The organism is Humiphilus diazotrophicus (assembly GCF_059726315.1).
Genome location: NZ_AP040870.1, coordinates 3,397,043 through 3,422,882, shown reverse-complemented (window position 1 = coordinate 3,422,882; position 25,840 = coordinate 3,397,043). Strand labels below are relative to the sequence as shown.

Here is a 25,840-nt window from a genome sequence, read left to right as displayed (position 1 = left end):
ACCAGTCGATTTGGTGGCTTTTAAGAAAATTTGACAGGTTCCGGTCCTGGACGGGAAAAGCTCGTCTCTTCGTGTCGAAACCGGAAAGAGAAGGCTGGCAGGCTTGTTCGCCGGACTTTTCTCTGAAGATCGAGAAACAAAAAATGCTGGTCGGGGCCGAACGAGGCGGTTGCGAACAGCATAGCAGGAAGTAACCAAGTTGGCTGTTGCTCGGGCAGTCAGCTTTTTTCCGACGGACCGTGTCGGAACCTCGGGGATACGAGCCTCAGGAGTGAAGCATGCCGAACGAGAATCGCGCCATTCGTAGCCGACTCGATTTTTCCAAGATACCAACAGCTATTCAAATTCCGAACCTGATTGAAGTCCAGCGCCGTTCGTATGAGCGTTTTCTGCAGATGGACAAGCTGCCGAACGAACGCGAAGACAACGGCTTGCAGTCCGTCTTTACTTCAGTTTTTCCGATCACCGATTTCCGGAATGTTTCGCAGTTGGATTTTGTCGACTACTCCATCGGCAATTGGGAGTGCAAATGCGGCCACTTGAAGGGGCTGCATCACCTTCGTACCGCTTGCGTCAATTGCGGTTCGATGGTGATCACCGACCCTTTTCATCCGGGCGATGTGCTCTGCCAAAAGTGCGGAACCTACAACAAAAACACCCCAGATTTTTGTAACAAGTGCGGTGACCCTGTCGGATTGCAGTTGAAATATGACCAGGTCGAATGCGAAGAGCGCGGCATGACCTTCTCCGCTCCGCTTAAGGTGACCGTTCGCCTTACGATCTACGACAAGGACCCCGAAACCGGTAACAAGTCGATTCGCGATATCAAGGAGCAGGAAGTCTTCTTTGGAGACATTCCGTTGATGACGCAGAACGGTACCTTCATCGTGAACGGCACCGAGCGCGTTATCGTTTCGCAGTTGCACCGTTCGCCTGGTGTCTTCTTCGAAACCGCAAACAATCGTACTTATTTCCTCGGCAAGATCATCCCCTACCGTGGCTCCTGGGTCGAGTTCGAATATGACCAGAAGAACACGCTGTACGTGCGTATCGACCGTAAGCGCAAGTTCCTGGGCACCATCTTCCTTCGCGCTCTCGGTCTGCGTTCGGACGAAGAGATCCTGAAGACCTTCTACACGGTCGATACCATTCAGGTTGCCGATAGCAAGCTTTTCTGGAACGTAGTGGACGATCCGAACAAGTCCACTCACCTGCTCGGCGTAAAGCCGACTCATGCGGTTGTTGCTAACGGCGAAGAGATTGCTCACTCGGGCCGCAAGATCACTCCTTCCATCATGAAGGCTCTGCGTGCTGCCAAGATCGACAAGATCGCGATCGAGGATATGGAGCTGGATGGTGCAATGACCATCGCCGATGTCGTTGATCAGACCACCGGTGAAGTGATCGTTGAGGCCAACCTGGAGCTGAACTCAGAGCGTTTGCACCGCATCGTTACCAGTGGTGTGACCAGCTTTGAGGTCTTCTTCCCTGAGCGCGACGATGTGGGCAACATCATCACCAATACCCTGCGTCGTGACTCTGTCCGCAAGCCGGAAGAGGCTTTGATCGAGATTTACCGCAAGCTGCGTCCGGGCGATCCGCCGACCCTGGATACGGCAACGGCTCTCTTCGAAGGAATGTTCTTCGATGCGCGTAAGTACGACTTCTCACGCGTAGGCCGTCTGAAGTTCAACATCAAGCTTTACGAAAATCAGGAAGAAACACCTCTCGACCGTCGTACTTTGACGCCGGAGGACTTCTACGCGACTATCCGTTACCTGCTCAAGTTGCGTAAGAACATCGGTGTCGTAGACGACATCGATCACCTCGGCAACCGCCGCGTCCGTGCCGTCGGTGAGTTGATGGAAAACCAGTTCCGTATCGGCCTCGTTCGTATGGAGCGCGCCATCAAGGAAAAGATGAGTGTTTATCAGGAGATGTCGACAGCAATGCCGCACGACCTGATCAACGCCAAGCCGGTTATGGCCGCGATCCGCGAGTTCTTCGGTTCCTCGCAGCTTTCGCAGTTCATGGATCAGACCAACCCGCTATCGGAAATCACGCACAAGCGCCGTCTGTCGGCCCTTGGGCCTGGCGGTTTGAGCCGTGAGCGCGCCGGATTCGAAGTCCGCGACGTCCACCCGACGCACTATGGCCGTATCTGCCCGATTGAGACCCCTGAAGGTCCGAACATCGGTCTGATCAGCTCTCTGTCCTGCTTTGCTCGCATTAATGAGTACGGCTTTATCGAGTCGCCCTATCGCCGTGTTCGCGATGGCCGCATTCTCGACTATGTCCAGATCACCAATGCCGGCGAGAGCGGGCTCCGGGTGGGCGACCATCTGGAGAAGGCTGAAGCCATCAAGCTGAACGATCAGCTGAAGACAGACAAGAAGAGAACTATCGAGCACATTCCGTTCTCCTTCTACCTGTCAGCATGGGAAGAAGATCGCCACACCATCGCACAGGCGAACATCGAGACAGACGAGAACGAAAACATCGTTGAAGATCTGGTCAATGCTCGTCGTCAGGGCAACTTTGTGCTGGTAAATCGCGCCGAAGTCGACTACATCGACGTCAGCCCGAAACAGCTGGTTTCGGTAGCTGCTTCGTTGGTGCCGTTCCTGGAGCATGACGACGCGAACCGTGCATTGATGGGTGCTAACATGCAACGCCAGTCTGTGCCTCTGCTTGTGGCTGAAGCGCCACTCGTTGGAACCGGTATGGAAGGCGTTACTGCTCGCGACTCGGGAGCCGTCATCATCGCTCGTCGTAATGGCGTGGTCGATTCGGTTGACTCCGAGCGCATCATCATCCGCGTGGAAGGTGAGCACCATCCGACACAGCTCTCTCGTGAGGTTGGATCGGACATTTATCAGCTCATCAAGTTCAAGCGTTCGAACCAGAACACCTGTATCAACCAGAAGCCGATCGTTCGTCAGGGCGACCGTGTGATAAAGGGACAGGTGATTGCTGACGGACCTTGCACGGAGCAGGGCGAACTTGGCTTAGGACGTAACGTTCTGGTCGCCTTCATGCCTTGGCGTGGATACAACTTCGAGGACGCGATCCTGATCTCCGAGAAGCTGGTTCGTGAGGATTACTACACCTCCGTCCACATCGAAGAGTTCGAAATCGAAGCTCGCGACACGAAGCTTGGACCGGAAGAAATTACTCGCGATATCCCGAACGTCAGCGAGAATGCGCTGCGCGATCTCGACGAGAGCGGCATCATCCGCATCGGCGCCAAGATCAAGCACAACGACATTCTGGTCGGAAAGGTTACGCCGAAGGGCGAAACCCAGCTGACGCCGGAAGAGAAGCTGTTGCGCGCCATCTTCGGTGAAAAGGCCGGCGATGTTCGCGATGCTTCCTTAACCTGCCCTCCGGGTATTGAAGGAACCATTGTCGATGTCCGCATCTTCTCCCGTAAGGGACAAGAGAAGGACGAGCGTGCCAAGCAGATCGAAGCAACTCAGGTCGAGAAGCTTGAGAAGAACCTGGCCGATGAAATCCGAATTCTGACCGACGAGCGGTTAAAGCGTTTGGAAGGCATTCTGGGCGGCAAGGAAGTTCTGGCCGATCTGCACGACGAACGCACCAATAAGCGTTTGTTGGTTAAGGGTGCAATCCTCGATCGCGACACCATCGAGCGCATCTCGACCAAGAACCTGAAGCGCATCCGTTATGCGGATAAGGATCCTCGCGTGAACGAGCAGATCGACGAGATCGAAGAGATGACCTCTCGTCAGATCGACGTTCTGCGCAAGATCACCAACGAGAAGATTGGCAAGCTGCAGAAGGGCGACGAACTTGCTCCCGGCGTAATTAAGCTGGTCAAGATCTACATCGCCATGAAGCGTAAGCTCTCGGTCGGTGACAAGATGGCCGGACGTCACGGTAACAAGGGTGTGATCGCGCGTATTCTCCCCGAGGAAGATATGCCCTATCTGCCCGATGGCACTCCTGTCGAGATCGTGTTGAATCCTCTCGGCGTGCCTTCCCGTATGAACGTCGGTCAGATCCTTGAGACGCACCTCGGTTGGGCGGCTCATGAGCTCGGTCAGCAGGTGGCCGCACTCGTGCAACAGAATCGCGATGCGAATGTTGTACGCGAAGTGATCAAGGAGCGCTTCGCTGGAACCGCAACTTTGCGTCAGCTTCTGGAGCTCAACGATGAGATGTTGTTACGCGTTGCAGCTGGTATGAAGCGCGGTATCTGGTTCGGAACGGCGGTCTTCGACGGTGCCCGGGAAGAAGAAATCAAGGCGCTGCTGAAGTCTGCAAATCTACCTAGCTCGGGCAAGACGCACTTGTTTGACGGTATGACAGGCGAACAGTTCGAACAGCCGGCAACTGTGGGTTACATCTACATGCTCAAGCTGTCCCACTTGGTCGACGACAAGATCCACGCTCGCTCCATCGGGCCGTACTCCCTCATTACTCAGCAGCCGCTGGGTGGTAAGGCTCAGTTCGGTGGACAGCGCTTCGGAGAAATGGAAGTGTGGGCACTGGAAGCTTACGGTGCTGCCTACATTCTGCAGGAGCTGCTGACAGCCAAGTCCGACGATGTTTATGGCCGTACGAAGATCTACGAGGCCATCGTCAAGGGCGAAGCCGCGATCGAGCCTGGTGTACCGGAATCGTTCAACGTGTTGATTCGTGAGTTGCAGTCACTTTGTCTGGATGTGGAGTTGGTTAAGCAGGGCGAGAAGAAGCCCGCGATTCCTCCGCCAGTGGTGGCCGCGGCCGATTAGCCGCTCTTTGAGGCCGGAGCAATACTCCGGCCTCTGAAGCGCATAAGTTTCTGAAGAGATAAGGGCTCTGCCTTAGTGAGCGAAAGCTCCCCGGGGAAGACAGAAAGCCCAGCAAAGCAGCCCGGAGTAGCAGGCGCCGCATTCAGTCAACCAAACGAAAGCGGAGTGCCAAGGAGGGTCGTCTTGTACCGTTCCAGCCCATTTGAACTAACTAGCCCGATTACGGATTTCGATGCCATTCGTATTTCGCTTGCTTCACCAGAAAAGATCCGCAGCTGGTCGCATGGCGAAGTCACCAAGCCGGAAACTATCAACTACCGTACCTTCAAACCAGAACGGGACGGTTTATTCTGCGCTCGCATCTTCGGTCCTGTAACGGATTGGGAATGCCTCTGCGGTAAGTACAAACGCATGAAGCACCGCGGAGTTATCTGCGATAAGTGCGGTGTTGAAGTAACGCTGTCCAAGGTTCGTCGTGAACGCCTCGGCCATATTGAGCTGGCTTCGCCCTGCTCGCACGTGTGGTTCTTCAAGGGCCTGCCTTCACGTATCGGACACCTGCTCGATATCTCTCTGCGTGACCTCGAAGGTGTGCTCTACTTCGAGAGCTACGTAGTCGTCGATCCAGGCGATGCGCCCGTTCGTGAGCGCGAGATCATCAAGGACGAAGCAAAGTTCCGCGAACTCGATCAGCAGTTCCGTCCCACCGGCTTCAAGGGAATGATGGGAGCCGAGGCGATCAAGGAATTACTCAAGAGAGTCAATGTCGACGAGCTCTCGATCGAACTGCGCGAGAAAATGAAGGCCGAGACTTCGCAGCAGAAGAAGTTGAAGTATGCGAAGCGTCTGAAGGTCGTTGAAGCTTTCCGCAAGTCCGGCAACAAGCCGCAGTGGATGATTCTCGACGTAATTCCGGTCATTCCTCCTGAGCTGCGCCCCTTAGTGCCTCTGGATGGCGGCCGCTTTGCGACCTCCGATTTGAATGATCTCTATCGCCGCGTCATCAACCGTAATAACCGGTTGAAGAAGCTGATGGATCTTCACGCTCCCGAAGTCATCGTGCGTAACGAAAAGCGCATGCTTCAGGAAGCCGTCGATGCTCTCTTCGACAACGGACGCCGTGGCCGCGTACTGCGTGGTGCCAACAACCGTCCGCTGAAGTCGCTCTCCGATACCCTCAAGGGTAAGCAGGGCCGCTTCCGTCAGAACCTGCTCGGTAAGCGCGTCGACTACTCCGGCCGTTCGGTAATCGTCGTCGGCCCTGAATTGAAGCTGCATCAGTGCGGTCTTCCTAAGAAGATGGCTCTGGAACTCTTCAAGCCATTCATCTATCACCGTTTGGAGCAGACCGGACATTGCACCACCATCAAGCAAGCCAAGGAAATGGTGGAACTGCAGGAGCCGATCGTATGGGACATCCTGGAAGAGGTTATTAAGGATCACCCAGTGCTCTTGAACCGCGCCCCAACCCTTCACCGTTTGGGCATCCAGGCCTTTGAGCCGGTGCTGGTCGAAGGTAAGGCCATCAAGATCCATCCGCTGGTTTGTACCGCTTTTAACGCCGATTTCGACGGCGACCAGATGGCCGTACACATTCCGCTGTCGCCTGAAGCTCAGGTGGAAGCCAGCGTTTTGATGTTGGCCTCGCACAACATCCTGTCGCCTGCTTCCGGTCAGCCGATTACGGTTCCGACCCAGGACATGGTTCTCGGTCTGTATTACCTGACCAAGGCCAAGAAGGGTGGCAAGGGTGAAGGCCGTACCTTCGCCAACATTGAAGAAGTTCTGATGGCTCTCAACGCCAAGGAAGTCGAGACCCTGACACCGATCCGCCTGCGTTATTCCGGCATGGTGCTGGATATGACCACGGCTTACGACGATCAGGATCTGACGCACACCGAGCCGGTTGAGTACCAGAAGCAGTACATCTCCACTACCGTAGGCCGTGCCATTCTCAACGAGGCACTGCCGGAAGGAATGCCCTATATCAACGGTCTTCTGAAGAAGAAGGGCATCGGACAGCTGGTGAACTACTGCTACCTGAACCTTGGTCTTGAGACCACGGTGAAGATGCTCGACCGTATCAAGGAGCTGGGCTTCCAGTTCGCAACTCGTTCGGGTCTCTCGGTCGGTCTGGATGACATGGTCATTCCTGACACCAAGTACCCTGTCGTACGCGAGGCGGAAAAGCAGGTTATCGCAGTTCAGCAGCAGTACCTGGATGGCGCTATCACCAACGGTGAGCGTAATAACAAGGTCATCCAGATCTGGTCGACGGTGACGGAACGCGTCGCCGACGAAATGTTCAACAACATGAAGAACGCCGATAAAGAAGGCGCGATGAACCCGATTTACATCATGGCCGACTCCGGTGCTCGTGGATCGAAACAGCAGATCCGTCAGCTCTCCGGTATGCGCGGTTTGATGGCCAAGCCATCGGGCGAAATCATCGAGACTCCGATTACGGCGAACTTCCGTGAAGGTCTGACCGTGTTGCAGTACTTTATTTCGACGCACGGTGCCCGTAAGGGTCTGGCCGATACGGCTTTGAAGACCGCCGACTCGGGATACCTCACCCGCCGTCTGGTCGACGTTGCTCAGGACGTTATTGTCTCCGAGCACGATTGCGGAACGGTGGAAGGCATCTATGTCGGACCGATCGTTGAATCCGGTGAGATCATCGAGCCCTTGCGTGACCGCATCATCGGCCGCGTTTCGCTCGAGCGTCTGAAGGACTACGAAGGCAATGTGATTGTTGACATCAACCAGGAGATTAATGAAGACCTGGCTGGAGCCATCCAGGCTGCCGGTATCGAGCGCGTAAAGATCCGCTCGGTGCTCACCTGCGAATCCCGCCGCGGCGTTTGCATCCTGTGCTATGGCCGTAACCTGGGTTCCGGACGCATGGTAGAACTCGGCGAAGCTGTCGGCGTCATTGCTGCACAGTCCATCGGTGAGCCTGGAACACAGCTCACGATGCGTACCTTCCATATCGGTGGTACTGCATCCCGTGTTTCCGAGCAATCGAAGGTCGATGCGAAAACCAACGGTACGGTTCGCTTCATCAACATGGTTACGGTTCGCTCCAAGGCCGGACATCTTGTTTCAATGAACCGCTCCGGATCCATTGCCGTCATCGATGATCGTGGTCGTGAGAAGGAACGCTACCAGATCGTTTACGGTGCGAAGCTCAATGTCGAAGACGGAGCGCAGGTCAAGATCGGTCAGCCTCTCGTCGAGTGGGATCCTTACACCTTCGTGATCCTGACAGAGATTGGCGGTACCGCCAACTTCAAGGATCTGCAGGAAGGTATCACTCTCAACGAGGAAGTCGACGAAGTTACGGGTCTGTCTCGTCTGGTTGTCGCCGAGTCTCCGGACGAAAAGCGTCAGCCGGCCATCATGGTCAAGGGGGCCAAGGGCAACAAGCGTTATCTGATGCCTAGCCGCGCTCACTTGATGATTCAAGATGGTGACGAGGTCTTCCCGGGCGACATCCTGGCCAAGATCCCGCGTGAAACCACTCGTACGAAGGACATCACCGGTGGTCTGCCTCGCGTCGTCGAATTGTTCGAAGCCCGCAAACCGCGTGAAACCGCCATCATCAGCGAGATCGATGGTGTGGTTCGCTTCGGTGAAGTCTCCAAGGGTCAGCGTAAGATCTACGTCACCGCCGATAACGGTGAGGAGAGAGAGTACTCTGTCCCGCGTGGTATCCACGTCAACGTGCAGGAAGGCGAGCGCCTGAAAGCTGGCGAACAGCTGATGGACGGTCCTCTGAACCCGCACGACATTCTCGCTGTTCTCGGTGAGAAGGAACTGCAGGCTTACCTGGTCAACGAGATTCAGGAAGTCTACCGTCTCCAGGGCGTGGCTATCTCGGATAAGCACATCGAGACTATCGTTCGTCAGATGCTGCGCTGGGTGAAGGTTGAGGACGTGGGAGATACGAACTTCCTGCTCGAACAGCAGATCGACAAGTTCCGTTTCCGTGAAGAGAATGAGCGTGTGATTGCCAATGGCGGTCGTCCATGTATCGGTCGTCCGTTGCTGCTCGGTATCACCAAGGCTTCTCTCTCGACCGATTCATTCATCTCAGCTGCATCGTTCCAGGAGACCACCCGTGTCCTCACGGAAGCCTCCATCAACGGTGCTGTCGATAACCTCCGCGGCTTGAAGGAGAACGTCATCGTTGGACGCCTTATCCCCGCCGGAACGGGTATGGAGTACTACCGCAACATCCAGCTCTCTCCGGAACTCGAAGAGGCTGCAGCCCGCATCCAGCAGGAAGTTACTGCCGAGTACGAAGCTGCCGAGCGCGAACTCGAGATGATGCGTCAGGAAGGCGAAGCCGAAGAATTGGCCGCAGAGTAAGACTGGCCATTCAGGCAACTTTAAAGGGCAGAGCCTATAAGCTCTGCCCTTTTACTTTTGAGCAATTCGAACAGAAGAGTCCAAGAAGAACCACGGTATGAATAAAGTACTGCTGGTCTCCAGCCCCGGCTGTCGTGGGAGGCATCCTCGCCCTCCGCCTATTGATTCCAAAGCCATTTTGTAGACTGTGTTCCTGAATGGGATCAGCATTGAAGGCGCGTAGCGTTTTGCATCGTCAAAGGATCAATAGGAAGCTGTTACCAAGGAAAAGCTGGAACCAAACCTCTGGTAAATACACAAGCAGTCACTACACTCCCTCGCATTATTTTCACAGTCATCTCATGGTCATTGATGCTGGGGCTTGTGGTCCTGTAGAGCTTTCAGCAACTCGACTCGGTGACTTTTCGTGGTCTCCCCAAGTAGTTCAATCTGCTTCAATAGAAGAGCTTCGTCCAGTTCCCTCATCATTTCAGGTAGCCCTGCCATTAGCCGTTTCCCGTCATCAGAATTAGCCCATGTAAACAGATCTTGTTGATCTTTGCTCGTTAGTGAGCTGGCAATCTCTTCTTGAATAAGTCGCTCCTCTTCTATCCTTTGCTTCAAATCGACAGAAAAGTCCTCCATTGCTATATTCTCTCCAAATGGTGTTGGAGTATCGACGTGCCATGAGCGTACTAACATCTGCTGCCCATTTGACGTCGATAATACGCGCAACAGTTTTTTAGCAGTGCTATCGATAAGATGCTTTTGGTAAATAGGCATCGCTAGTTCCGTAAGGTCAATCTCGCGAACGGCTTTTATCTCTGAGGCCCAAATGCTATCCGGATACCACGATGGCAAGTTCTGATGTAACTGTCTCAATCCTTCTTCTCGTATTTTCAAACTACGTGAATTCGTATGACAGATAGCAAATAAGCTATGCAAGGTCTGCTCGCCTAGGGGGAGTGTGGGCGAATCCAACATCAGTTTCGGGGCTGGATAGTGACGGTACGACCGCGAGAACGAGATATCAAAGAAAAAGTTCGTCGGCGTAGGCGTATCGTTTACCAGGTATGGACTAAAGACAAGTTTCCCGGCTGTACGCAAAGCTGCGTTGGCCATTGCTTCGGTGGGCGAGGCTTCTAGCGCTGCGTCCAGAACATGTCCGTCTACACCCAGGAATAGATGGAGTTTAACGAAGGTTCTCGAATTCTTATTCAGGAAGTTGAGGGGAAGCGATGCTGTAGCATCCTTGACGAGATTCGCTGCTTTCCACTCTTCCGGATTTAATCGAGAGGTGCTTGTCGACTCCCTTTTCATTCCAGCCAATGGTTCTAGTGCCTCAATCTTTCCGGTATGTAAAGGCGCATAATCCAGCTGGACATCGAGTACCGGAAATTGGTCTGCTGTAACATGAACAACCGTGTATTCAAACTTCCCCTGGAACTGGATATATTTCTCAAAGGAGATATGAAGTGCCGACGCACGATCGATGCTACGTAACAGTCCCGTACTCTTTTCAAAGCACAATTTAGACTGATGGTTGGGATTATCGCTTTTCGTGCTCCGGGTAACAGCGAAACAACTAAGTTCCTGTCCGTCGTCTAGCTTTTCAGAGGACTGAACAACAAGGAAACCGGAGGCGTTCTCCATAGAAGGGAGACTAAGCATCAAGATCTGGTGCAATTGCCCCGCGCGAATGGGCAGAAACGTAGTTGAACGTTCTATCCAAGGCGCTCCCCCATCGTTTTTGATGATCTTTTCTTCGTAATCGGGAAATTTGAGAGTACGTTTCCAGTGGGTTTTATCTGTCCATTGCTCTTCGAAAACGCCATCCCTAACAGCGTGCCAAGCCCAGTCTGAGACGATTTTTGCGTGAATTTCGAACGGCGTCATACCCGCAATGTGCAGGTTGGTCCGCGCCTCGGCTTTGGCAATTGCGAGGACGAATGCTTCTTGTGCTCCTATATCGGATTGTTGTAGCTGCCCTTCTGCCAGGGGAATTACTGTGAGAGTGTGTAAGAGCAGGAGTAAGGATCCTAGAACACAGGATCGCTTCGAGCACAGAGCTTTATAAAATGTTGGAATCATCTTTATAGCTGTTATCGGCAAAAGGCAGTGAATCGCATCAGGTGACTATAGTTACCGATATGGAGGATGTGCCCACTTTGACAATGTTATAAAGAACTCACCATGTCGATCTATTTCCAGCAGTATTTGCAATCGCGTGATTGTATTGTCACGCCTTCTTCTTCTCCGCTTTTGCAGGAAGGAGCATCTTTAGCATGATGGAAGACATTTCTTCTGCGGATGAAGTTGGAAAATATGGACACGTCAATTTCATGCTTACGATCCCGTGAGCTGCGGCATGGCAAGTTTCTGCTATCTGAATAGCATGCGCCTTAGGAAAATTATGGTCCGAGCTCTGCAGCTCAGATATAGCATCTACTAGCAGCTTAAAAGCCAGATTGGCCGGATCGTTCTCCTGTTTTCTTGCATAGATCGTCTTAAGATAAACAGGGTCATCCATAAAGATCAGACGGTAAGTTTCGGGATTCTCCATCCCGAAGCGGATGTAGGCCTGCATCAGTGCGGCAAATTGTGACGCCGCATTCTTCCCCTTTGTCTTAGCCTTAGCTGCCGACATTTCGTTGAAGAGTTGCGAATAGCCTTCATAGCTCAGCGATCGGGCAATTTCCTCGCGGCTTTGAAAGTAGAGATAGATTGATCCAACAGAGTAGCCGATCTTATCGGCAAGCTTCCGCATTGAGAATGAGCTAAAACCCTCGCGGGTAATGATCTCGCCTGCCGCTCGCAATATCTTCTTCCGAAGCTCATTTCTTTCGCTTTCAGGCTGTTGCCGTCGTCCCATAAAAGTCCCCCTTGACAGGTACCGTCTATAGGATAAACTGAACACTGTTTAATGAACACTGTTCACTAAATCGGAAGGAGGTCGAAATGGAGAAGATAGCGTTATGGGGAGCATCAGGAACTGTTGGAGAGAGCATCGCTCAGGCTCTCCGGCGGGAAGGCCAGAGTTATCGCGTGGTGGGCCGGGAACGCGAGAAATTGCAGCGGATCTTTGGCTCCTATCCTAAGGCTGAGATTGCGACGTGGAATCCAGACGACCCGGCTTCAATTCGTGCAGCGGCCAAAGGCATCGATACTCTGGTGTATCTAGTAGGTGTTCCGTACAACGAGTTTCAGCTGCATCCCCAACTGATGCGGAAAACCCTAGAGGCGGCCATTGCCGAAGGTGTTGAAAAGGTCGTACTGATTGCATCGGTCTATCCCTATGGCCGCCCTGTTACCGCCAAAGTTTCGGAATCACATCCGCGTAATCCTCAAACTTTCAAAGGCAAGATGCGTAAGGAGCAAGAGGATATCTTGTTGGAGGCCGACGCCTCTGGGCGCATTCGCGGCACCGTCCTAAGATTGCCCGATTTCTACGGCCCCGGAATTGAAACGAGCTTCCTGCATCTGCTCTTTCGAGCGGCAGCAAAGGGTGGAACGGCAGTCATGGTGGGACCGATAGATACTCCGCATGAATTTGTCTTTGTTCCGGATGTTGGTCCTGTTGTAACTGCACTGGCTCGTAAGTCCGAAGCATATGGGCGATGGTGGAATTTTGCAGGTGCAGGCACCATCACCCAGCGTGAGATTGCGGATCAGGTCTTTGCCATGGCAGGGCGCAAGGAAAAGATCCGAGTTGCAGGCAAGACGATGCTTCGACTCTTTGGTCTGGTTAATCCCGTTATGAAGGAACTGGTTGAAATGCACTATCTCCAAACAACTCCGGTCATAATGGACGACTCTGCGTTGAAGGGCTTGTTAGGAGAAATTCGAAAAACACCATATTCCGATGGGCTTAGACAAACGCTGGATTTCTATCGAAAGCCGGTGGGCACTGGTTTGTCTCAATAGGTCTGGAACCTTTCGAAGGAGATATCTGGATCTGGGCATCCGATTCTGAGAAGTGCCTCGGTGTGACAAAGGATGGGATTGAGAATATCGGGGCGGCGATAACCGGAGCGATAATCGATACCTCCTGTTGCTCTGGTGTTATGGTCTGAAAAGATCCTTGATTTTTCTTGCGAAAGGCAAAGTCATTGAAAACTGCTGACATTGCTATTGTCGGTTCAGGTTCGTTGGCGCAGGGGGTTATCCATGCGCTCTCGCAATATACGGCTGACACTTTGCGTGTTGCCGTTGTCGGACGCTCCATGGCCAAGGTCAATCAGATAGCTCTGATTGCAAATGCTCGTGCAGCCGTATTGGGTGGGAAGGCAACATTTCTGCCTATTGAGGTTCGCAGCTTCGAAGCGAAGGTTTTTACAAAAGTTCTGCGCCCACTTCGTCCGAAGGTGGTTTTCTTTGCCGCATCAATACAGTCTCCCTGGGAGAGTGCTCAAGGCCCGAATGCCTGGACACAACTGCTAACTCAAACTGGCTTCGGAGTCTCACTCCCGCTTCAGCTGGCTCTTGTTGCCGAGCTTAGCAAGAGCATAGGCGACGGTGATACCTCAATCGTGAATGCCTGTTATCCAGATTGTGTGAATGTTGTTCTTCATAAAGTGGGGTTGCCAGTCGCGTGTGGCATTGGCAATGCTGCGATCATAGGAACTTTTGTCTCTTCTATGGGTACCGTGAACGGTAAGGATGTTCAAGTAGTTGGACATCATGGGCACTTCGGATCGTGGATAAAAGGAAGAAGGGCTCTTAGCCAGCCCAGAGTTTGGATAAAAGGTAGGGAGCGGGAAGCATTGCTCTTTCGTCCGGACTTCGGGACCATAGGGGAGGAAATCAATACAGTAACCTCCGCGACAGCCGTGCCAGTCTTGCTCTCTCTTCTGACCGGAGAAGCTCTGCGTATGAGTATTCCCGGGGTTCAAGGAATGCGGGGCGGATATCCATTTTTTCTCAAAACAAAGAAATTTACCCTCAAGCTCCCGTCCGGAATTTCCCTGTCTGAGGCTATCGCCCACAACCGCCAAGGCGAGCGGCTGGATGGAGTGGACCTTGACTCGGGTGTGAAGTTCGTCGGGAAAGCATATCGTGCACTAAAAGCGGCAGAGTTTGAGTATGCGGAGGGCTTTGATTTTGAGGACTGGCCAAAGGCCTGTGACAAGCTGATTGCCTTGAGCAATCGGCTTCGGAAGAAGGAAGCTTGATTTATAGATGGAAGGAATCCCTCAAGAGCAATACTCTGGCCGTCATATCTTTGGTGCCGTTTCATCTTTGAAATACTTAAGGTGATACGAAAAGGTTCTGGGTGGCAGAAGGCCTGGATTCGCAGATGCCGTTAACGATGGACTCTGTAACCGGAAAACGTACTTACTCGCAAAGTTTCCTTTTCCTATGGAGCTATCTGCTGTTCTTGTTCACCTTTCAGATAACGTGTGCGTATGTTTACGCAAGATCTCCCTATCTTCGTAACGCTATTTCCCTTCCAGTGGCATTTCGTCTGACTGTTTGGACCCTGCCGATCCTCGTTTTCCTGAAGTGCGCAAAAAGAGATGTTCTGGAATATCTCTTTTTGCGTTCGAACATCATACGTGGAGTTGTCTGGGGTATCGTCCTGGGTTGTTGCTTGATTACGATCAACCTGCTGGGTGCCTATCTGAGCCACGGAAGAGTAACAATCAATCCGCATTTCGGGGCAAATCTGTGGATCGGGCCGGTTATTATGGTCGGTTTTAGTGAAGAAGTGGTTTTCCGTGGTTATCTCCTGAATGACTTTGCAGAACGCACACGCTTCTGGGTTGCCAATCTAGGCCAGGCAGGAGTGTTTCTCGGAATCCATATCGCGGGATGGATTGTGCTCCATCAATTTGTCTTTCCAGTAATTACACGGGGTCTCATCTGTGTCTTCGCGATGGGGCTGCTGTTGGCTGCTTTGAAGAAAAGAACAGGCTCGCTGTGGAGCTGTATGATTCTTCATTCATTTAGTAACTTCAGCTTTTTTGCGATTCATTAGGGAGAAAGATCGAACGGTATTTTGCACCAAGTTTGGTGATGATGTTGATTGCTTAATGTTTGGAAGTGGAGCATTTCAGTTTTTTGTTGGTGGTCCTTCAAAGAACCATGAAGTATGATTAACCCCTTCGAGTAAAATGTTTTAGTACAGGTACGTATCTGAAATTTTTAAGAAGCGTTAAAAGGTTTGCGCTTCAATTTCTTTCCCAGACCTCCAATCCCGAGCCTCAACCGGTATAGTTGGATTTTTTATAGACCCCATCCTTGCTGAAAAGTTGCCTTTTCTTCTCTGAAAATATTGACAATTTTGTCATCTAGGCTCAATCTTTTATTAATATCCGGTTCCTTGTAGGCTCAAGGAATAATCGTTAGCTTCAATTCTCACCTCTTGTGCACAGGGCTAGCTTCCTGTTTCGGACAAGGGGTCAGCAGTTTGCCGTTTCGTCAGGCTCAGTAAACAGTTGTCCAGAACAAGTCAAAACACAAACCCGTGATGTCTACGGGCGATTTTCATTTTCGAGGTTAGTCGATGGCAAGTTCTTCTTCGACCGCCACTACCTTAGTGGCGAGCCCATTTCTGTTTTTCCTCCCTGCCAGAAAAGTGAGGTCCCTCGTAGGACTTCTGCTGCTTTTCTTGTTTATGGGCGCTGGTGTCTCCATAGCACAAACAAGTAAAGGTATCTTGGTGGGCATAGTTCGCGATTCCGCTGGTGCCGTCGTAGTCAACGCCCAGGTGACTGTTGTGAATCAGGGAACTGGAGAACAACGGCGGACGACAACAGGTTCGGACGGCAACTATCGCGTTGAGGCTATCAATCCGGGAACTTACGAAGTTGATGTGGTGATGACCGGATTTAAGCGCTTCCAGGCGAAGGGGGTCATTGTTAATCCCTCGGTCGTCAACACAGCGAACGCAACTCTTGAGGTTGGCGGTGAGAACACTGTTGTCGAAGTCCAGGCGACCGCGAACACCATCAATATCCAAAATGCACAGCTTAGCGGCACGATCAGCCAGACAGAGTTGAAGACCTTGCCGATCTTTACGCTAAATCCGGCAGAGCTGGTGTACTCACTTCCGGGAGCCCAGAATGTTTACCCGCTTAGTCTTGGCGGTGCTGGTGGTAACGGCTCGATAAAAATCTCCGTAAATGGTGCACGTCCACGCAGCAATAACTTCATGCTCGACGGCATGGATATTAACGATGTGTCCCTTGGTGGCCAGGCATTTCAGGCGATTATGCCGGACTTCTTTTCGAACACGACGGCGCTTTTGAATTCCGCAGGCGCCGAGTTTGGTCGCTCAGGTGGAGCGGTGATTAACACCATCACCAACAGTGGCAGCAATCAATTCCACGGCAGCGTGCATGAGATTTACACCGGCTCCGGACTGGACGCATTGGATGGCCAGACACGACGGGTTAAGCCCCTTCCCGCAGGTGCAGCAAATCCGAAGTCTCGTTACGATCAGCATCAATTCGGCTTTACCGCCGGAGGTCCGATCATCAAGGACAAGCTGTTTGCCTTTGGCGGGGGGACATGGGTTCGCTACTACGGCCAAACTCAACCTGGCTCGGTCGAATTGCCGGATGCTAATGGATACGCACAGCTCGCGGCGATTGGCGGTCCTTTGGTGACCCAACTGCAAAGTTATCTGAATAATGGCTCGTATCTAAATACAGCCAATTTCCGTGTTATTGCACCGAATTCGTCACAGATTGCGATTAGTTCGCGTCCTGGATGCGTTGGTGGCTGCAATATTTCTATGGCAAGATTTCAGCGCAATGCGACCGCGCTAAAGGCACCCGAAACACAATGGATCTATCGTATCGACTTCATCCCTCGTTCGCAGGACACATTTAACTTCCGCTATTTGCATGATCGCGGGCTAACTGATCCTTACTTTTCCTCGGGCTCCGGCACTGCCGGTAGCGGCATGAACACGACAACGCTGCCCGGTTTTGACGCGGTCGCTGGCGGGCCTTCCGAACTGGCTGGCGGTACATGGACTCACGTCTTTACTCCCAACTTGCTGAACGAGTTCCGGGTATCGGAAACTCGTATCAACTTCCAGTTTTCTCCACGCGCTGACACTCTGGCGAATCCGGCAGCCAAGCTTCCCAGCATCGCATTGGGCGGCACAAACATGCCGACTCTGGGCGTTTCTCAAAACATGCCGCAGGGGCGTGGCGAAGAGCTCTATCAGTTCCAGGACACGGTGGGATGGAGTCGTGGCAAACATACCTTACGCATGGGAACTGACATTTCCAGGCTGCTTGAGACAGATCTTATCGCCCAGACGTATATCGGTGCGTACTCTTATGCCGCCGGTGGGGGCGCATCTTCACTGGATAACTATCTGAATGACCGTCTGGGAACCTCCGGGTCGGTGACGAAAACCTTCGGCCCAACCCGAGTCGATCCACATATCTGGAAGCTTGCAGGCTTTGTCTCCGACGATTTCAAATTGAGCCCGGATCTTACGCTGAATCTGGGGATTCGTTACGATTACCTCACCAACCCTCTGAATGCCCTTTCGTTTCCGGCTGTGGATCTGAACAACCTCTTTGGGCCGGTTAACACCTATGTACCGGTAAAGGCGGATAAGAACAATATCGCTCCGCGTTTTGGCTTTGCTTATGTTCCGCACTATAGCGGCTTTGGAGGCGATGGCAAAACCGTTATCCACGGAGGATTCGGCATCTTCTATGATCCGTTCTTCACGAATATTCTGGTGAACTCGGCTCAATCCTCGCCGGTGGCTCCAACAGGTTTAGTTCAGTCGAATACCGCACCGGCGTCATCATTGCTTGCAACAATTACACCGAAATTCGATCAGAACTCGTCGGTACAGAGCGTGATCAACAACATAGTCAATCCACAGACCTATCAGTGGAACTTCGGGATTGAGCGCGAACTTCCGCTGCAGTTGAAAGCCACCGTGAACTATGTTGGAGCGCGTGGTCTGAAGCTGTACTCCAATCGGCAGATCAACTATATGGTGAATGGAGTACGGCCTGTTCAGTCTCGAAGCCTGATCACAGTGCGTGACAATCGCGCGGGGTCAAACTATCAGGGGCTGCAGGTAGGAGTGGATCGTAGATTCGTAAATGGACTTTTCTTGCGCGGATCGTACACCTACTCTAAGGCTCTGGATAATTCATCTGAGGTCTTTGCTCTATTTAATGCGCCCGGCTCCTATCAGGCGAACCTTGCTGCTGACGGTATTCGGCAGGAATGGGGACCTTCGGCCTATGACCGCCGTCATGTGGCCTCGTTCGTGTACACTTATGCTCCGCGCGGCTTCCGTTCGGACAAGGCATTTACAGACTTAGTGTTGAGCGCCTTTACCCGGAACATCACAATCTCTGGCCAGACGCAGTTTATGACCGGACCCTATTCAAGCTATAACGTTAGCGGGCGCGATATTAACGGCGATGGCAGTACGACCAACGACCGTCCCGTGGTGTCAAATAACCAAGCACCACTGAATACGGTGGGTGTTGATGGCTATTACGTCGGAGGTATCTCTGGTCAGTATTATGATCAGGCGGCTTATAACGCTTCTCCAGCTAAGGCCCGCGTATTAAAGCCCGTGAGCTCAAGTGATGTTCACTTCCTCATTCCGATTGCTGCAAATGGGACGAACATGGTGTCTCGCGAGGTCAGCCGTGACAGCTTCCGCAACCCTGGAGCGCAGTACTGGAATGTGGCTGCCGAGAAGGCTGTACCGGCGCGATTTACGCGCCTTGAAGGCGCACAGCTAGTCTTCCGTGTTGAGGCACAGAATATAGGTAATCACAACAATGTGCGTCCAACGCAGGTGATCAACGTAAATCAGATTGGTCTGGCCTCCTACCAGAACATCTCAAATGCGCGTGATGGAAGCGAATATCGGCACCTCCGTCTATGGGCTAAGTTCGTTTTCTAGTTCACGATAGTTACTCAATAAAAGAGGGTCTCGATTTTCGAGACCCTCTTTTTTGTGGCGCGTCGGGCACAGCACGTAATGCAAGCGAAGTAACTGTGATGGTTGCTTGTGAACGGTGGTGGTTTCTTAACCACTTAAGACATGAGTAGATGTTGGGCAAATCTCATGAATGTGTGGATAGATAGAGTCCTATACCGAACGCCAGGGCAAACATATTCATGGCAATGTTTCAAGAAACAAGCGTAAGGACACTCTCAAACGCATAGGCTTGATCATCCGGCGGTGTCCAGCCACGGCGTGTAAACGTACTTCTGCTCGTGCCCTAGCGTCTTTTAGAGCGGACTTAGGATTACTATGTCCGATCCTGAAAGAAGGAAGCGGCTTCCCTTGACGGAAAACCTGCTCCATTCTCTATGGCTTGTGAATATATCTATTTGATTCCTTTAGTAGATCCATAAGCCACATCTCGATATTGGCTAAATTCTGCTTACGAATTTCCTTAAAACCATTTACAGATCGGTTGCATCTCTGTATTTGCGCTAATGTAAATGCTTTCTGCGACGACACACCTTTTGAAAGGCAATCAGCACAGCTTCCCCTTTTGCAAATTTGAGAAGGATAAGTGTGATGGCGTTCCTGGCATACTATTTGCAGAATCTGAAAGCTCCAGGGGTGAGGAAAGCGTATCGGGTGACAGATGAAGGGGAAAATTCTACTGGTCGGGTACGATGCCACTTTACTGACGACCCGGGCTACAGTCCTAAGCATGCGTTGGACAACAGAGATTGCGTATCCCAAAGATGTGCTTAAGGCACTGGATGACAATCTCTTTGATGTTGTCGTCCTTTGTCACTCCCTCACCGCCAAAGAAGCCGGTGTGATACTCCAGGGTGTGAGGAAACACTTCCCCTATGTGCATATTCTCGCGCTTGAATATTCGCTGGGCACTGCAGCGAATCTCGGTGCAGATGCTACGGCGGTATCCACGGATGGACCGGAGCAGATGTTTATTGCAATCAACAGATTGCTAAATCTGCCTCGGCGTCGTGTTGCTTAGTTTCAGCAGCTCTGCTTACCCACCAACAAACCTGACCCATGATCTTCCACTTCGGATCGGCAGTAATGTCAATTGGCGTATAGCTGTGATTTTGAGAAATTAGAATGTCGGCGGAAGGAAGCCTTTCCAGTCTCGCAATCTTGAATCCCAGATCCCGATGAGAAGCGAGGACTACTTTCCCGCTCAAGATTGCGTGGTCTGTGATGTGCATATCGACAGCGATGATAGAGCCGGAGAGGATCAAGGGAAACATTGAATCTCCGGTTACGTGCATACAGATCATTCCCGCAGGATGTGGGCACCAATCTACTGGTGCGGTAAGCACCTCTTCGATGTTTGCTTCGGGAAGATGAACACGTTCTTCCGGTGGAATAGGATCTGCATAACAGGTCACGTTTAGCAATGGAATCGCTACGGCATTTGCTTTACCCACCAATGCCTTGCCAGAGAAATACTGCCCGGCAACTAACTTGAAGTCAGTGAGTTTGATTTTCAATGATTGAGAGCTGACCCGTGAACCCGCCTCGGGAAAGCTTGAGGTGTCGATGCCTGCGCGTTCCCAGAAATACAGATCTTCAGGCGATCCAGCAAGATTGCCAAGCGAGACATAGGCCTCCCCTGTAGGTTCGTGCGTGCCTTTCAACCATCGGGAAACAGTTGCAGAAGAGACTCCAAGGCGCTTTGCCAAAGCGGCCTGCGTCAGTCTGTGCTTTTGGAGTAGCTGTCCTATCCTAGCGGGCCACTCGGGTTTGATTTTTGAGGGAGAGGGCATATGTGCCGGGTCTTTCAAAATTGTAATTACATTAATGAAATCAACAACTTACGTCCAACTTGGAGATTAACACGCACATCTTGTTTGTGTTTGGATCGAACCTGCTCCAGAACGAATTGTGCACAGAAAACGCACCATCTTTAGACTCCTTAACGGTGACCTTGAAAGCGGCAAGATGAGAGTGGGTAAAGGGGGAAGGGGGTCGATTTGCAGCGACTACTGAAGCGAATTCTCCTACCGCTGCCATCAGTGTAGGCGTATTACACCGCAATGAAGCAGATTTTAAATAAAGATTTTTAGAGAGAAAATTATAAGAGCGGAGGTAAATTTTAGAGAAAAGCCATGTTGTTACGTACCGCTTTTGGTTCCTGCGATTTTTTTCATCTCTGGCACGTCAATGTGTATCTGCTATAGATGCATATAGGAATGTACGGGCTGGATATATCGATTGAGAGTTCTGCGATCTCCTCGCGCATGGCCTCGACAATTCTCTAAATGCGTTCGACGACAAGGTCAATCGCTGTAGCCAGACGATCCCATTGTTCCAGCTCAGTCTCCAGCTGCTTTTTCCCTGTGCGCGTCAATGCGTAGAATTTGGCTTTCCTGTTATTTTCGGAGTTACCCCATTCCGCTCGAATCCAGCCTCTGTATTCCAGGCGGTGAAGTGCCGGGTAGAGCGACCCTTGGCCAATCTGCAGGACTTCTTTGGAAACCTGCTGAATACGCTGTGCAATGGCCCAACCATGCATGGGTTCAAGTGCGAGTGTTTTCAGAATCAATAAATCCAGAGTTCCCTGTAGCAGATCGGTAGATGGTGGCATTACTCCCTCGATATCCGCAAATAGGGTTACGCGTGCTCCTGTCGAATGTCAAGGGAGGAAATGAGAGGGCATCCCATTCCACGTCTTACTGAGAGACCATACGAAGGTTCAAAGATGTTCTAGAGCTTCCAGGCGCTTGCAATTCGCGAGATATTGCCGACCGTCAGTCCGTCCGGGCGATTTACAAAATAGAGATTTCGAATGTCTGCTCCACTGAGATCCTCAATTTTATTGAAGCCGGCGTTGCGCAGTTCCTCTTGAAGTCCGGAAGGCGCGAAAAAGAGGCGGAAGGGCTCCCCCGCTGCTTCCACTTTCTGTGAGAGATACTCCAGTGCCAACCGTTCCCTAGGCGTGAGCAGTTCACTGGACAGGCCGTAGTCAAAGACCACACCTGTTCTTGTCGGTAACGAGCCAAGGAATTGTAGCGTGCTGCGAAAAGTTTCCAACGACAGGTAAGGTGTTACCCCTAGCCATGCGAAGAGCGCCGCCTCATCGGTCCGGAATCCGGCGGCATTCAGCCTTTCCTTTAAATTGTCTCTCTCGAAGTCCACGGCAGTAAAACTAAGCAACGATGGAATAGAGATTTGAGCCCTTTCCAGGATCGCTCTCTTCCATTCCTGTGTTGCCGGATGATCAACTTCAAAGATGCGAAGTTCAGGATAGGGATTGCGATAGGCGAATGTGTCCAGTCCTGCGCCTAAGAGAACGTATTGTCGTACTCCGAGAGAGACAGCATCGGCCAGCTTGTCTTCGGCATAGCGGCTGCGGGCTGAAACAAAAGCTCGCAATCCACGAGAGATCGGAGTCTGATGTTTCTCCGGATCGCCTGTGATCTTTTCTTTGGTATCCGGTCCGAGGATCTGAAGGGCGAGCTTGTCTTCGAGGATTAAGGGTTGATCAAGCAGTTGGTGAGTGGCGCGCCGAAGGGCGACTCGATAAGCGGTTGCGCTTGGCCGGCTGTCCTGCACAACATCCTCCAGAAAGATTTCGCAATATCATACCTGCTTCATGTGTATTTCAGAGGCCTCAGGAGTGTGCCGTTGTCTTCGATAGGAAGTTCAAAACGAATACTCCGGCCAAAATGAGAGCGATTCCTACAAGAGCCGGGATGTCGAGTCTTTCTCGAAAGAAGAGGTAGCCAATAAGGGAGATCAGAACAATTCCCGCTCCAGACCATATTGCATAGGCTATGCCGATGGGGATTTGCCGTAGAGCCAGGGATAGACAGTAGAAGGCACTTCCGTAACCGGCAATTACCAGAAGAACCCATGCAGGCTTCGTGAAGCCATTTGAGGCCTTAAGGGACGAGGTTGCGAGAATCTCGGACAGAATTGCTACCAGCAGAAAGATGCGGGACATGGGTTCAGTATAGAAACCTGCCAGAGTTTGTGCCTGAAGATCAGCCTGCCCAGGATGCTTCATTCTTAGTGCAGTCTCTGTGCAACTTCAAGGAATAAGGAAAACCGCGTCCCTCTCGCGAGGTGCTGAATCTAATCAGGTAGTTCATTGCGGATTGCAAGGAGATTCCCCTTATGCCTCATGTATTGGAAGACATTGAAAAGTTAAAGCACGCACCCGCGGTAGAAGGTGTGGATGGCAACATCCTTCGGCGATGGAGCCCGAGAGCGTTTGCCGAGCAGGACGTCACGACCGAGGATCTGAAGAAGATTTTTGAGGCGGCACGGTGGGCTGCTTCCAGCTATAACGAGCAACCCTGGAGATTCCTGGTCGGACATCGGGGAGACAGCGTCTATCAAAAGATTTTTGCGGCTCTGATTGAGTTCAATCAAACCTGGGCAAAGAATGCACCGGTTCTTATCCTTTCGGTTGCCAGGAAGGCTTTTACCCAGAACGGCAAGCCAAATGACTACTACTTGCACGATACGGGTGCTGCTACTGCTTATCTTTCGCTACAGGCCACGGAGATGGGGCTACATACACATTCCATGGCTGGCTTCGATAAGGATAAGGCGCGCGAACTCTTCCAGATTCCGGCTGATTACGATATGGGTGCGGTAACTGCACTCGGCTATTTCGGAGATCCTGACATGCTCCCTGAGCAAGCTCGTCATCTTGAAGTGTCTCCGCGCACCCGGAAGCCGTTAAGTGAGATTGTTTTCGGCGAGTGGGAGAAGCCTGTCTTTTGATTTTCTAATCTGGGGCATCTCAATTCGGTTGAAAACCTGTTTATATTCTTTCTCTTACAGTGTGATGGCAGCCCATCCTGCTGTCTTGCGGGCGAGCAGTTGTACGGCATGTTTACGACTGCAGTACCGAAAATGCCGGATGGGCTGAAATTGCAATAGAGTGGAATAGAGCATTTCTCCCAAAGATGTGGATTGGGCACAGAAGCGTACGCAGCTATCTGCAAGAGACCGGGTCTCCAGCAAACCCGTCATTGGTTTGCTGGGGTGGAGCGAAAGTGGCCCCTCTCCGTTCTCGGCAAGTCTGTATCTATGCGGGAAATGCTCCAGAAGGCTTTCACGAGAAATAACGCTTGCGGGTCAAGATTAAAAGAAGGAAAAGACGTCCCGGCAAACGCCGATTCCCCCAGATCGATAAACGCATAAAGATCGGTGGAATTGCCTTTGCCGTTTGCGTAGTGGTGTGGCTTGGAGTCACGCTCTACCTGAAGACCATGCCGCTTTCCAATACGGAGAATCGGCATTTCGACGCAATTATTGTTTTGGGCGTCCCCTCCGAACCCAATGGTGCTCCCTCAGCAGATCAGCAGGCAGAAGTTTACGAGGCTATTCGTGAGTATGAGCGCGGCGTGGCTCCCCACATCATTCTCAGCGGCGGGGCCGCTCATAATGACTTTGTCGAAGCTACGGTGATGGCCGAAGTGGCGCGTTCGCAGGGAATATCCCAGAGTTCCCTCTTCGAGGAGCGCAGAGCCCAAAACACCCTGGAAAATGCCTGCTATTCGATGGAGATTATGAAGTCCCACGGGTGGAAGTCGGCTGAGATTATCGCAACCAAGGTTCGTCTGCCCAGGGCCGCCTACATCTTCCGCCGGTACCCGATTCTCTGGAGTATGCACTCTGCTCCGGACCTTCCTGGAACGAATGCCGCCAAAAGGTGGTTTGAGTGGGAACTTGAGGTCCTGAAAATGGTCCGCTTGCTAGGTCTAGCCCAATTTCTCGACAGTTGCCCCATCTAGGGCAAATCTGGGTGCTGTGTCTGATCCTGCAGAAAGACTGCATTTCTGCGCTGTAAACAGGCCTTGTCCTATGCGGAAATGCCCTAATTGGAGGGCCGGACTGTGCGAATCGGCCCAGACCCATGTATCTTGTAGAAGAAATGCGGATTCATCGATTTGCCACATTTGCCTTTGCTCTGGTTTTGATTGCGGCCTCTGCCGCTGGCTCGCTTTTGGCTCAGACGTCTCAATCTTCGCAGTCGTCCCAAAATGCTCCGAACCCTCAGCCTATCCAAATTCCGACGACGCCTGAGGCAGCACCTTCTACCAAGTACGACAATCGCTATGAAATTTATGGCGGTATGGCCTATGTCCACTTCAAGGCTGGTAAGAACCTCCTGCAGGGTGCAAATATCGGCGGCTTTGACGCACAGGGGACTCGGTGGTTGACTCCCCGTTGGGGCGCGATGGCGAATGTCCGGGGCTATTACGGTACCAGTGGTGTCGTCCCCAATAAATTGGGAATTGAAGGCCCGTTCGTCAGCGAACACTTTATGCTTGCTGGTCCAACGATGATGGGACCCAAGAACCAGCATGGTGCGCTTACTGTCCATGCCCTCATGGGTGGAAGCTATGGGTATTTCACCCGCGGGTTGGATGGTCATAAGCCTGCTGAACTCGGATTTTTCGATAACCAATTTGCCCTGGCAGGCGCCTTCGGCGGAACTATCGTTTTAAACCGGTCTCCACGGTGGGCTCTGCAGATCTCTCCGGACGACATCTTTACCCGCTACGGCGACCAGACGCAGAATAATTTCGCAATTTCCGTCGGTGTCCTATACCGGTTTGCGAAGAAAAGGTAAAAGGCAGCGAAGAGCCGGGTCGCGAGGCTTCGCCTCTGAGCTAAAAACCGGGTGGCGCGACTTCGTCGCCTAGCCTAAAGACAGCAAAAGCGGTGAACGGAGTGAGTTATTTCCCGTTCACCGCTTTTTGTTGTTTGAGAGCGAAGCGACCGCTCGAAGACGAAGCCTCGC

Annotated in this window: 16 protein-coding genes; 10 read left to right on the top strand and 6 right to left on the bottom strand. The window is 52.0% G+C overall.

Annotation, left to right across the window (positions count from 1 at the left end; translation table 11 throughout):
- Positions 1-278 precede the first annotated feature (278 nt).
- Together rpoB and rpoC are read left to right on the top strand one after the other, a co-directional pair.
- A complete protein-coding gene (gene rpoB, locus AC6I7T_RS14660; RefSeq protein ID WP_497794229.1) occupies positions 279-4,757 on the top strand; it encodes a DNA-directed RNA polymerase subunit beta in 4,479 nt (1,492 codons plus the stop codon).
- Positions 4,758-4,940: 183 nt separating this feature from the next.
- A complete protein-coding gene (gene rpoC, locus AC6I7T_RS14655) occupies positions 4,941-9,131 on the top strand; it encodes a DNA-directed RNA polymerase subunit beta' (protein WP_497794228.1) in 4,191 nt (1,396 codons plus the stop codon).
- A gap of 345 nt (positions 9,132-9,476) precedes the next feature.
- Here rpoC and AC6I7T_RS14650 read toward each other — a convergent pair whose 3' ends face one another.
- On the bottom strand, positions 9,477-11,201 hold the full coding sequence (locus AC6I7T_RS14650) for an energy transducer TonB (protein ID WP_497794227.1): 1,725 nt from the start codon (positions 11,199-11,201) through the stop codon (positions 9,477-9,479).
- A gap of 148 nt (positions 11,202-11,349) precedes the next feature.
- The gene (locus AC6I7T_RS14645; RefSeq protein ID WP_497794226.1) at positions 11,350-11,982 is read right to left on the bottom strand and encodes a TetR/AcrR family transcriptional regulator; all 633 of its coding nucleotides are present in this window, start codon (positions 11,980-11,982) and stop codon (positions 11,350-11,352) included.
- Between the two features lie 86 nt (positions 11,983-12,068).
- On the opposite strand from AC6I7T_RS14645, the gene AC6I7T_RS14640 reads away from it, so the two are divergent.
- The 5 genes from AC6I7T_RS14640 to AC6I7T_RS14620 all read left to right on the top strand — a co-directional run bounded on the left by AC6I7T_RS14640 (position 12,069) and on the right by AC6I7T_RS14620 (position 20,071).
- On the top strand, positions 12,069-13,034 hold the full coding sequence (locus AC6I7T_RS14640) for an NAD-dependent epimerase/dehydratase family protein (protein ID WP_497794225.1): 966 nt from the start codon (positions 12,069-12,071) through the stop codon (positions 13,032-13,034).
- Positions 13,035-13,219: 185 nt separating this feature from the next.
- Positions 13,220-14,281 carry a hypothetical protein gene (locus AC6I7T_RS14635; RefSeq protein ID WP_497794224.1) on the top strand — a complete coding sequence of 354 codons (1,062 nt, stop codon included), beginning with the start codon at positions 13,220-13,222 and terminating at the stop codon, positions 14,279-14,281.
- Between the two features lie 101 nt (positions 14,282-14,382).
- Positions 14,383-15,087, top strand: a complete 705-nt coding sequence (locus tag AC6I7T_RS14630) for a CPBP family intramembrane glutamic endopeptidase (RefSeq protein ID WP_497794222.1) — start codon at positions 14,383-14,385, stop codon at positions 15,085-15,087.
- A gap of 528 nt (positions 15,088-15,615) precedes the next feature.
- The gene (locus AC6I7T_RS14625) at positions 15,616-19,014 is read left to right on the top strand and encodes a TonB-dependent receptor (RefSeq protein WP_497794221.1); all 3,399 of its coding nucleotides are present in this window, start codon (positions 15,616-15,618) and stop codon (positions 19,012-19,014) included.
- A gap of 697 nt (positions 19,015-19,711) precedes the next feature.
- A complete protein-coding gene (locus AC6I7T_RS14620) occupies positions 19,712-20,071 on the top strand; it encodes a hypothetical protein (RefSeq protein WP_497794219.1) in 360 nt (119 codons plus the stop codon).
- On the opposite strand, the gene AC6I7T_RS14615 is transcribed toward AC6I7T_RS14620, so the two are convergent.
- The 4 genes from AC6I7T_RS14615 to AC6I7T_RS14600 all read right to left on the bottom strand — a co-directional run bounded on the left by AC6I7T_RS14615 (position 20,031) and on the right by AC6I7T_RS14600 (position 23,023).
- The gene (locus AC6I7T_RS14615) at positions 20,031-20,843 is read right to left on the bottom strand and encodes a S24 family peptidase (protein ID WP_497794218.1); all 813 of its coding nucleotides are present in this window, start codon (positions 20,841-20,843) and stop codon (positions 20,031-20,033) included. The two genes, AC6I7T_RS14620 and AC6I7T_RS14615, sit on opposite strands and share 41 nt — an antisense overlap.
- Positions 20,844-21,334: 491 nt before the next feature.
- On the bottom strand, positions 21,335-21,664 hold the full coding sequence (locus AC6I7T_RS14610) for a PadR family transcriptional regulator (RefSeq protein WP_497794217.1): 330 nt from the start codon (positions 21,662-21,664) through the stop codon (positions 21,335-21,337).
- A 119-nt stretch (positions 21,665-21,783) separates the two neighbouring features.
- Entirely contained in the window at positions 21,784-22,632 is an 849-nt protein-coding gene (locus AC6I7T_RS14605; protein WP_497794216.1) for a class I SAM-dependent methyltransferase, read from the bottom strand.
- A gap of 58 nt (positions 22,633-22,690) precedes the next feature.
- Positions 22,691-23,023, bottom strand: a complete 333-nt coding sequence (locus tag AC6I7T_RS14600; protein ID WP_497794609.1) for a DMT family transporter — start codon at positions 23,021-23,023, stop codon at positions 22,691-22,693.
- Between the two features lie 173 nt (positions 23,024-23,196).
- Here AC6I7T_RS14600 and AC6I7T_RS14595 point away from each other — a divergent pair, with 173 nt between their 5' ends.
- From AC6I7T_RS14595 to AC6I7T_RS14585, 3 genes are all read left to right on the top strand, one after another.
- Positions 23,197-23,811, top strand: a complete 615-nt coding sequence (locus AC6I7T_RS14595; RefSeq protein WP_497794215.1) for a nitroreductase family protein — start codon at positions 23,197-23,199, stop codon at positions 23,809-23,811.
- A 350-nt stretch (positions 23,812-24,161) separates the two neighbouring features.
- The gene (locus AC6I7T_RS14590; protein ID WP_497794214.1) at positions 24,162-24,827 is read left to right on the top strand and encodes a YdcF family protein; all 666 of its coding nucleotides are present in this window, start codon (positions 24,162-24,164) and stop codon (positions 24,825-24,827) included.
- 140 nt (positions 24,828-24,967) lie between these two features.
- On the top strand, positions 24,968-25,669 hold the full coding sequence (locus AC6I7T_RS14585; protein WP_497794213.1) for a hypothetical protein: 702 nt from the start codon (positions 24,968-24,970) through the stop codon (positions 25,667-25,669).
- The last annotated feature ends 171 nt before the right edge of the window (positions 25,670-25,840 follow it).

Coding starts and splice junctions, on each gene's coding strand:
- rpoB (WP_497794229.1), top strand. CDS start 279: ATGCCGAACGAGAATCGCGCCATTCGTAGCCGACTCGATTTTTCCAAG.
- AC6I7T_RS14650 (WP_497794227.1), bottom strand. CDS start 11,201: ATGATTCCAACATTTTATAAAGCTCTGTGCTCGAAGCGATCCTGTGTT.
- AC6I7T_RS14645 (WP_497794226.1), bottom strand. CDS start 11,982: ATGGGACGACGGCAACAGCCTGAAAGCGAAAGAAATGAGCTTCGGAAG.
- AC6I7T_RS14640 (WP_497794225.1), top strand. CDS start 12,069: ATGGAGAAGATAGCGTTATGGGGAGCATCAGGAACTGTTGGAGAGAGC.
- AC6I7T_RS14625 (WP_497794221.1), top strand. CDS start 15,616: ATGGCAAGTTCTTCTTCGACCGCCACTACCTTAGTGGCGAGCCCATTT.
- AC6I7T_RS14620 (WP_497794219.1), top strand. CDS start 19,712: ATGAAGGGGAAAATTCTACTGGTCGGGTACGATGCCACTTTACTGACG.
- AC6I7T_RS14615 (WP_497794218.1), bottom strand. CDS start 20,843: ATGCCCTCTCCCTCAAAAATCAAACCCGAGTGGCCCGCTAGGATAGGA.
- AC6I7T_RS14610 (WP_497794217.1), bottom strand. CDS start 21,664: ATGCCACCATCTACCGATCTGCTACAGGGAACTCTGGATTTATTGATT.
- AC6I7T_RS14600 (WP_497794609.1), bottom strand. CDS start 23,023: ATGTCCCGCATCTTTCTGCTGGTAGCAATTCTGTCCGAGATTCTCGCA.
- AC6I7T_RS14595 (WP_497794215.1), top strand. CDS start 23,197: ATGCCTCATGTATTGGAAGACATTGAAAAGTTAAAGCACGCACCCGCG.
- AC6I7T_RS14585 (WP_497794213.1), top strand. CDS start 24,968: ATGCGGATTCATCGATTTGCCACATTTGCCTTTGCTCTGGTTTTGATT.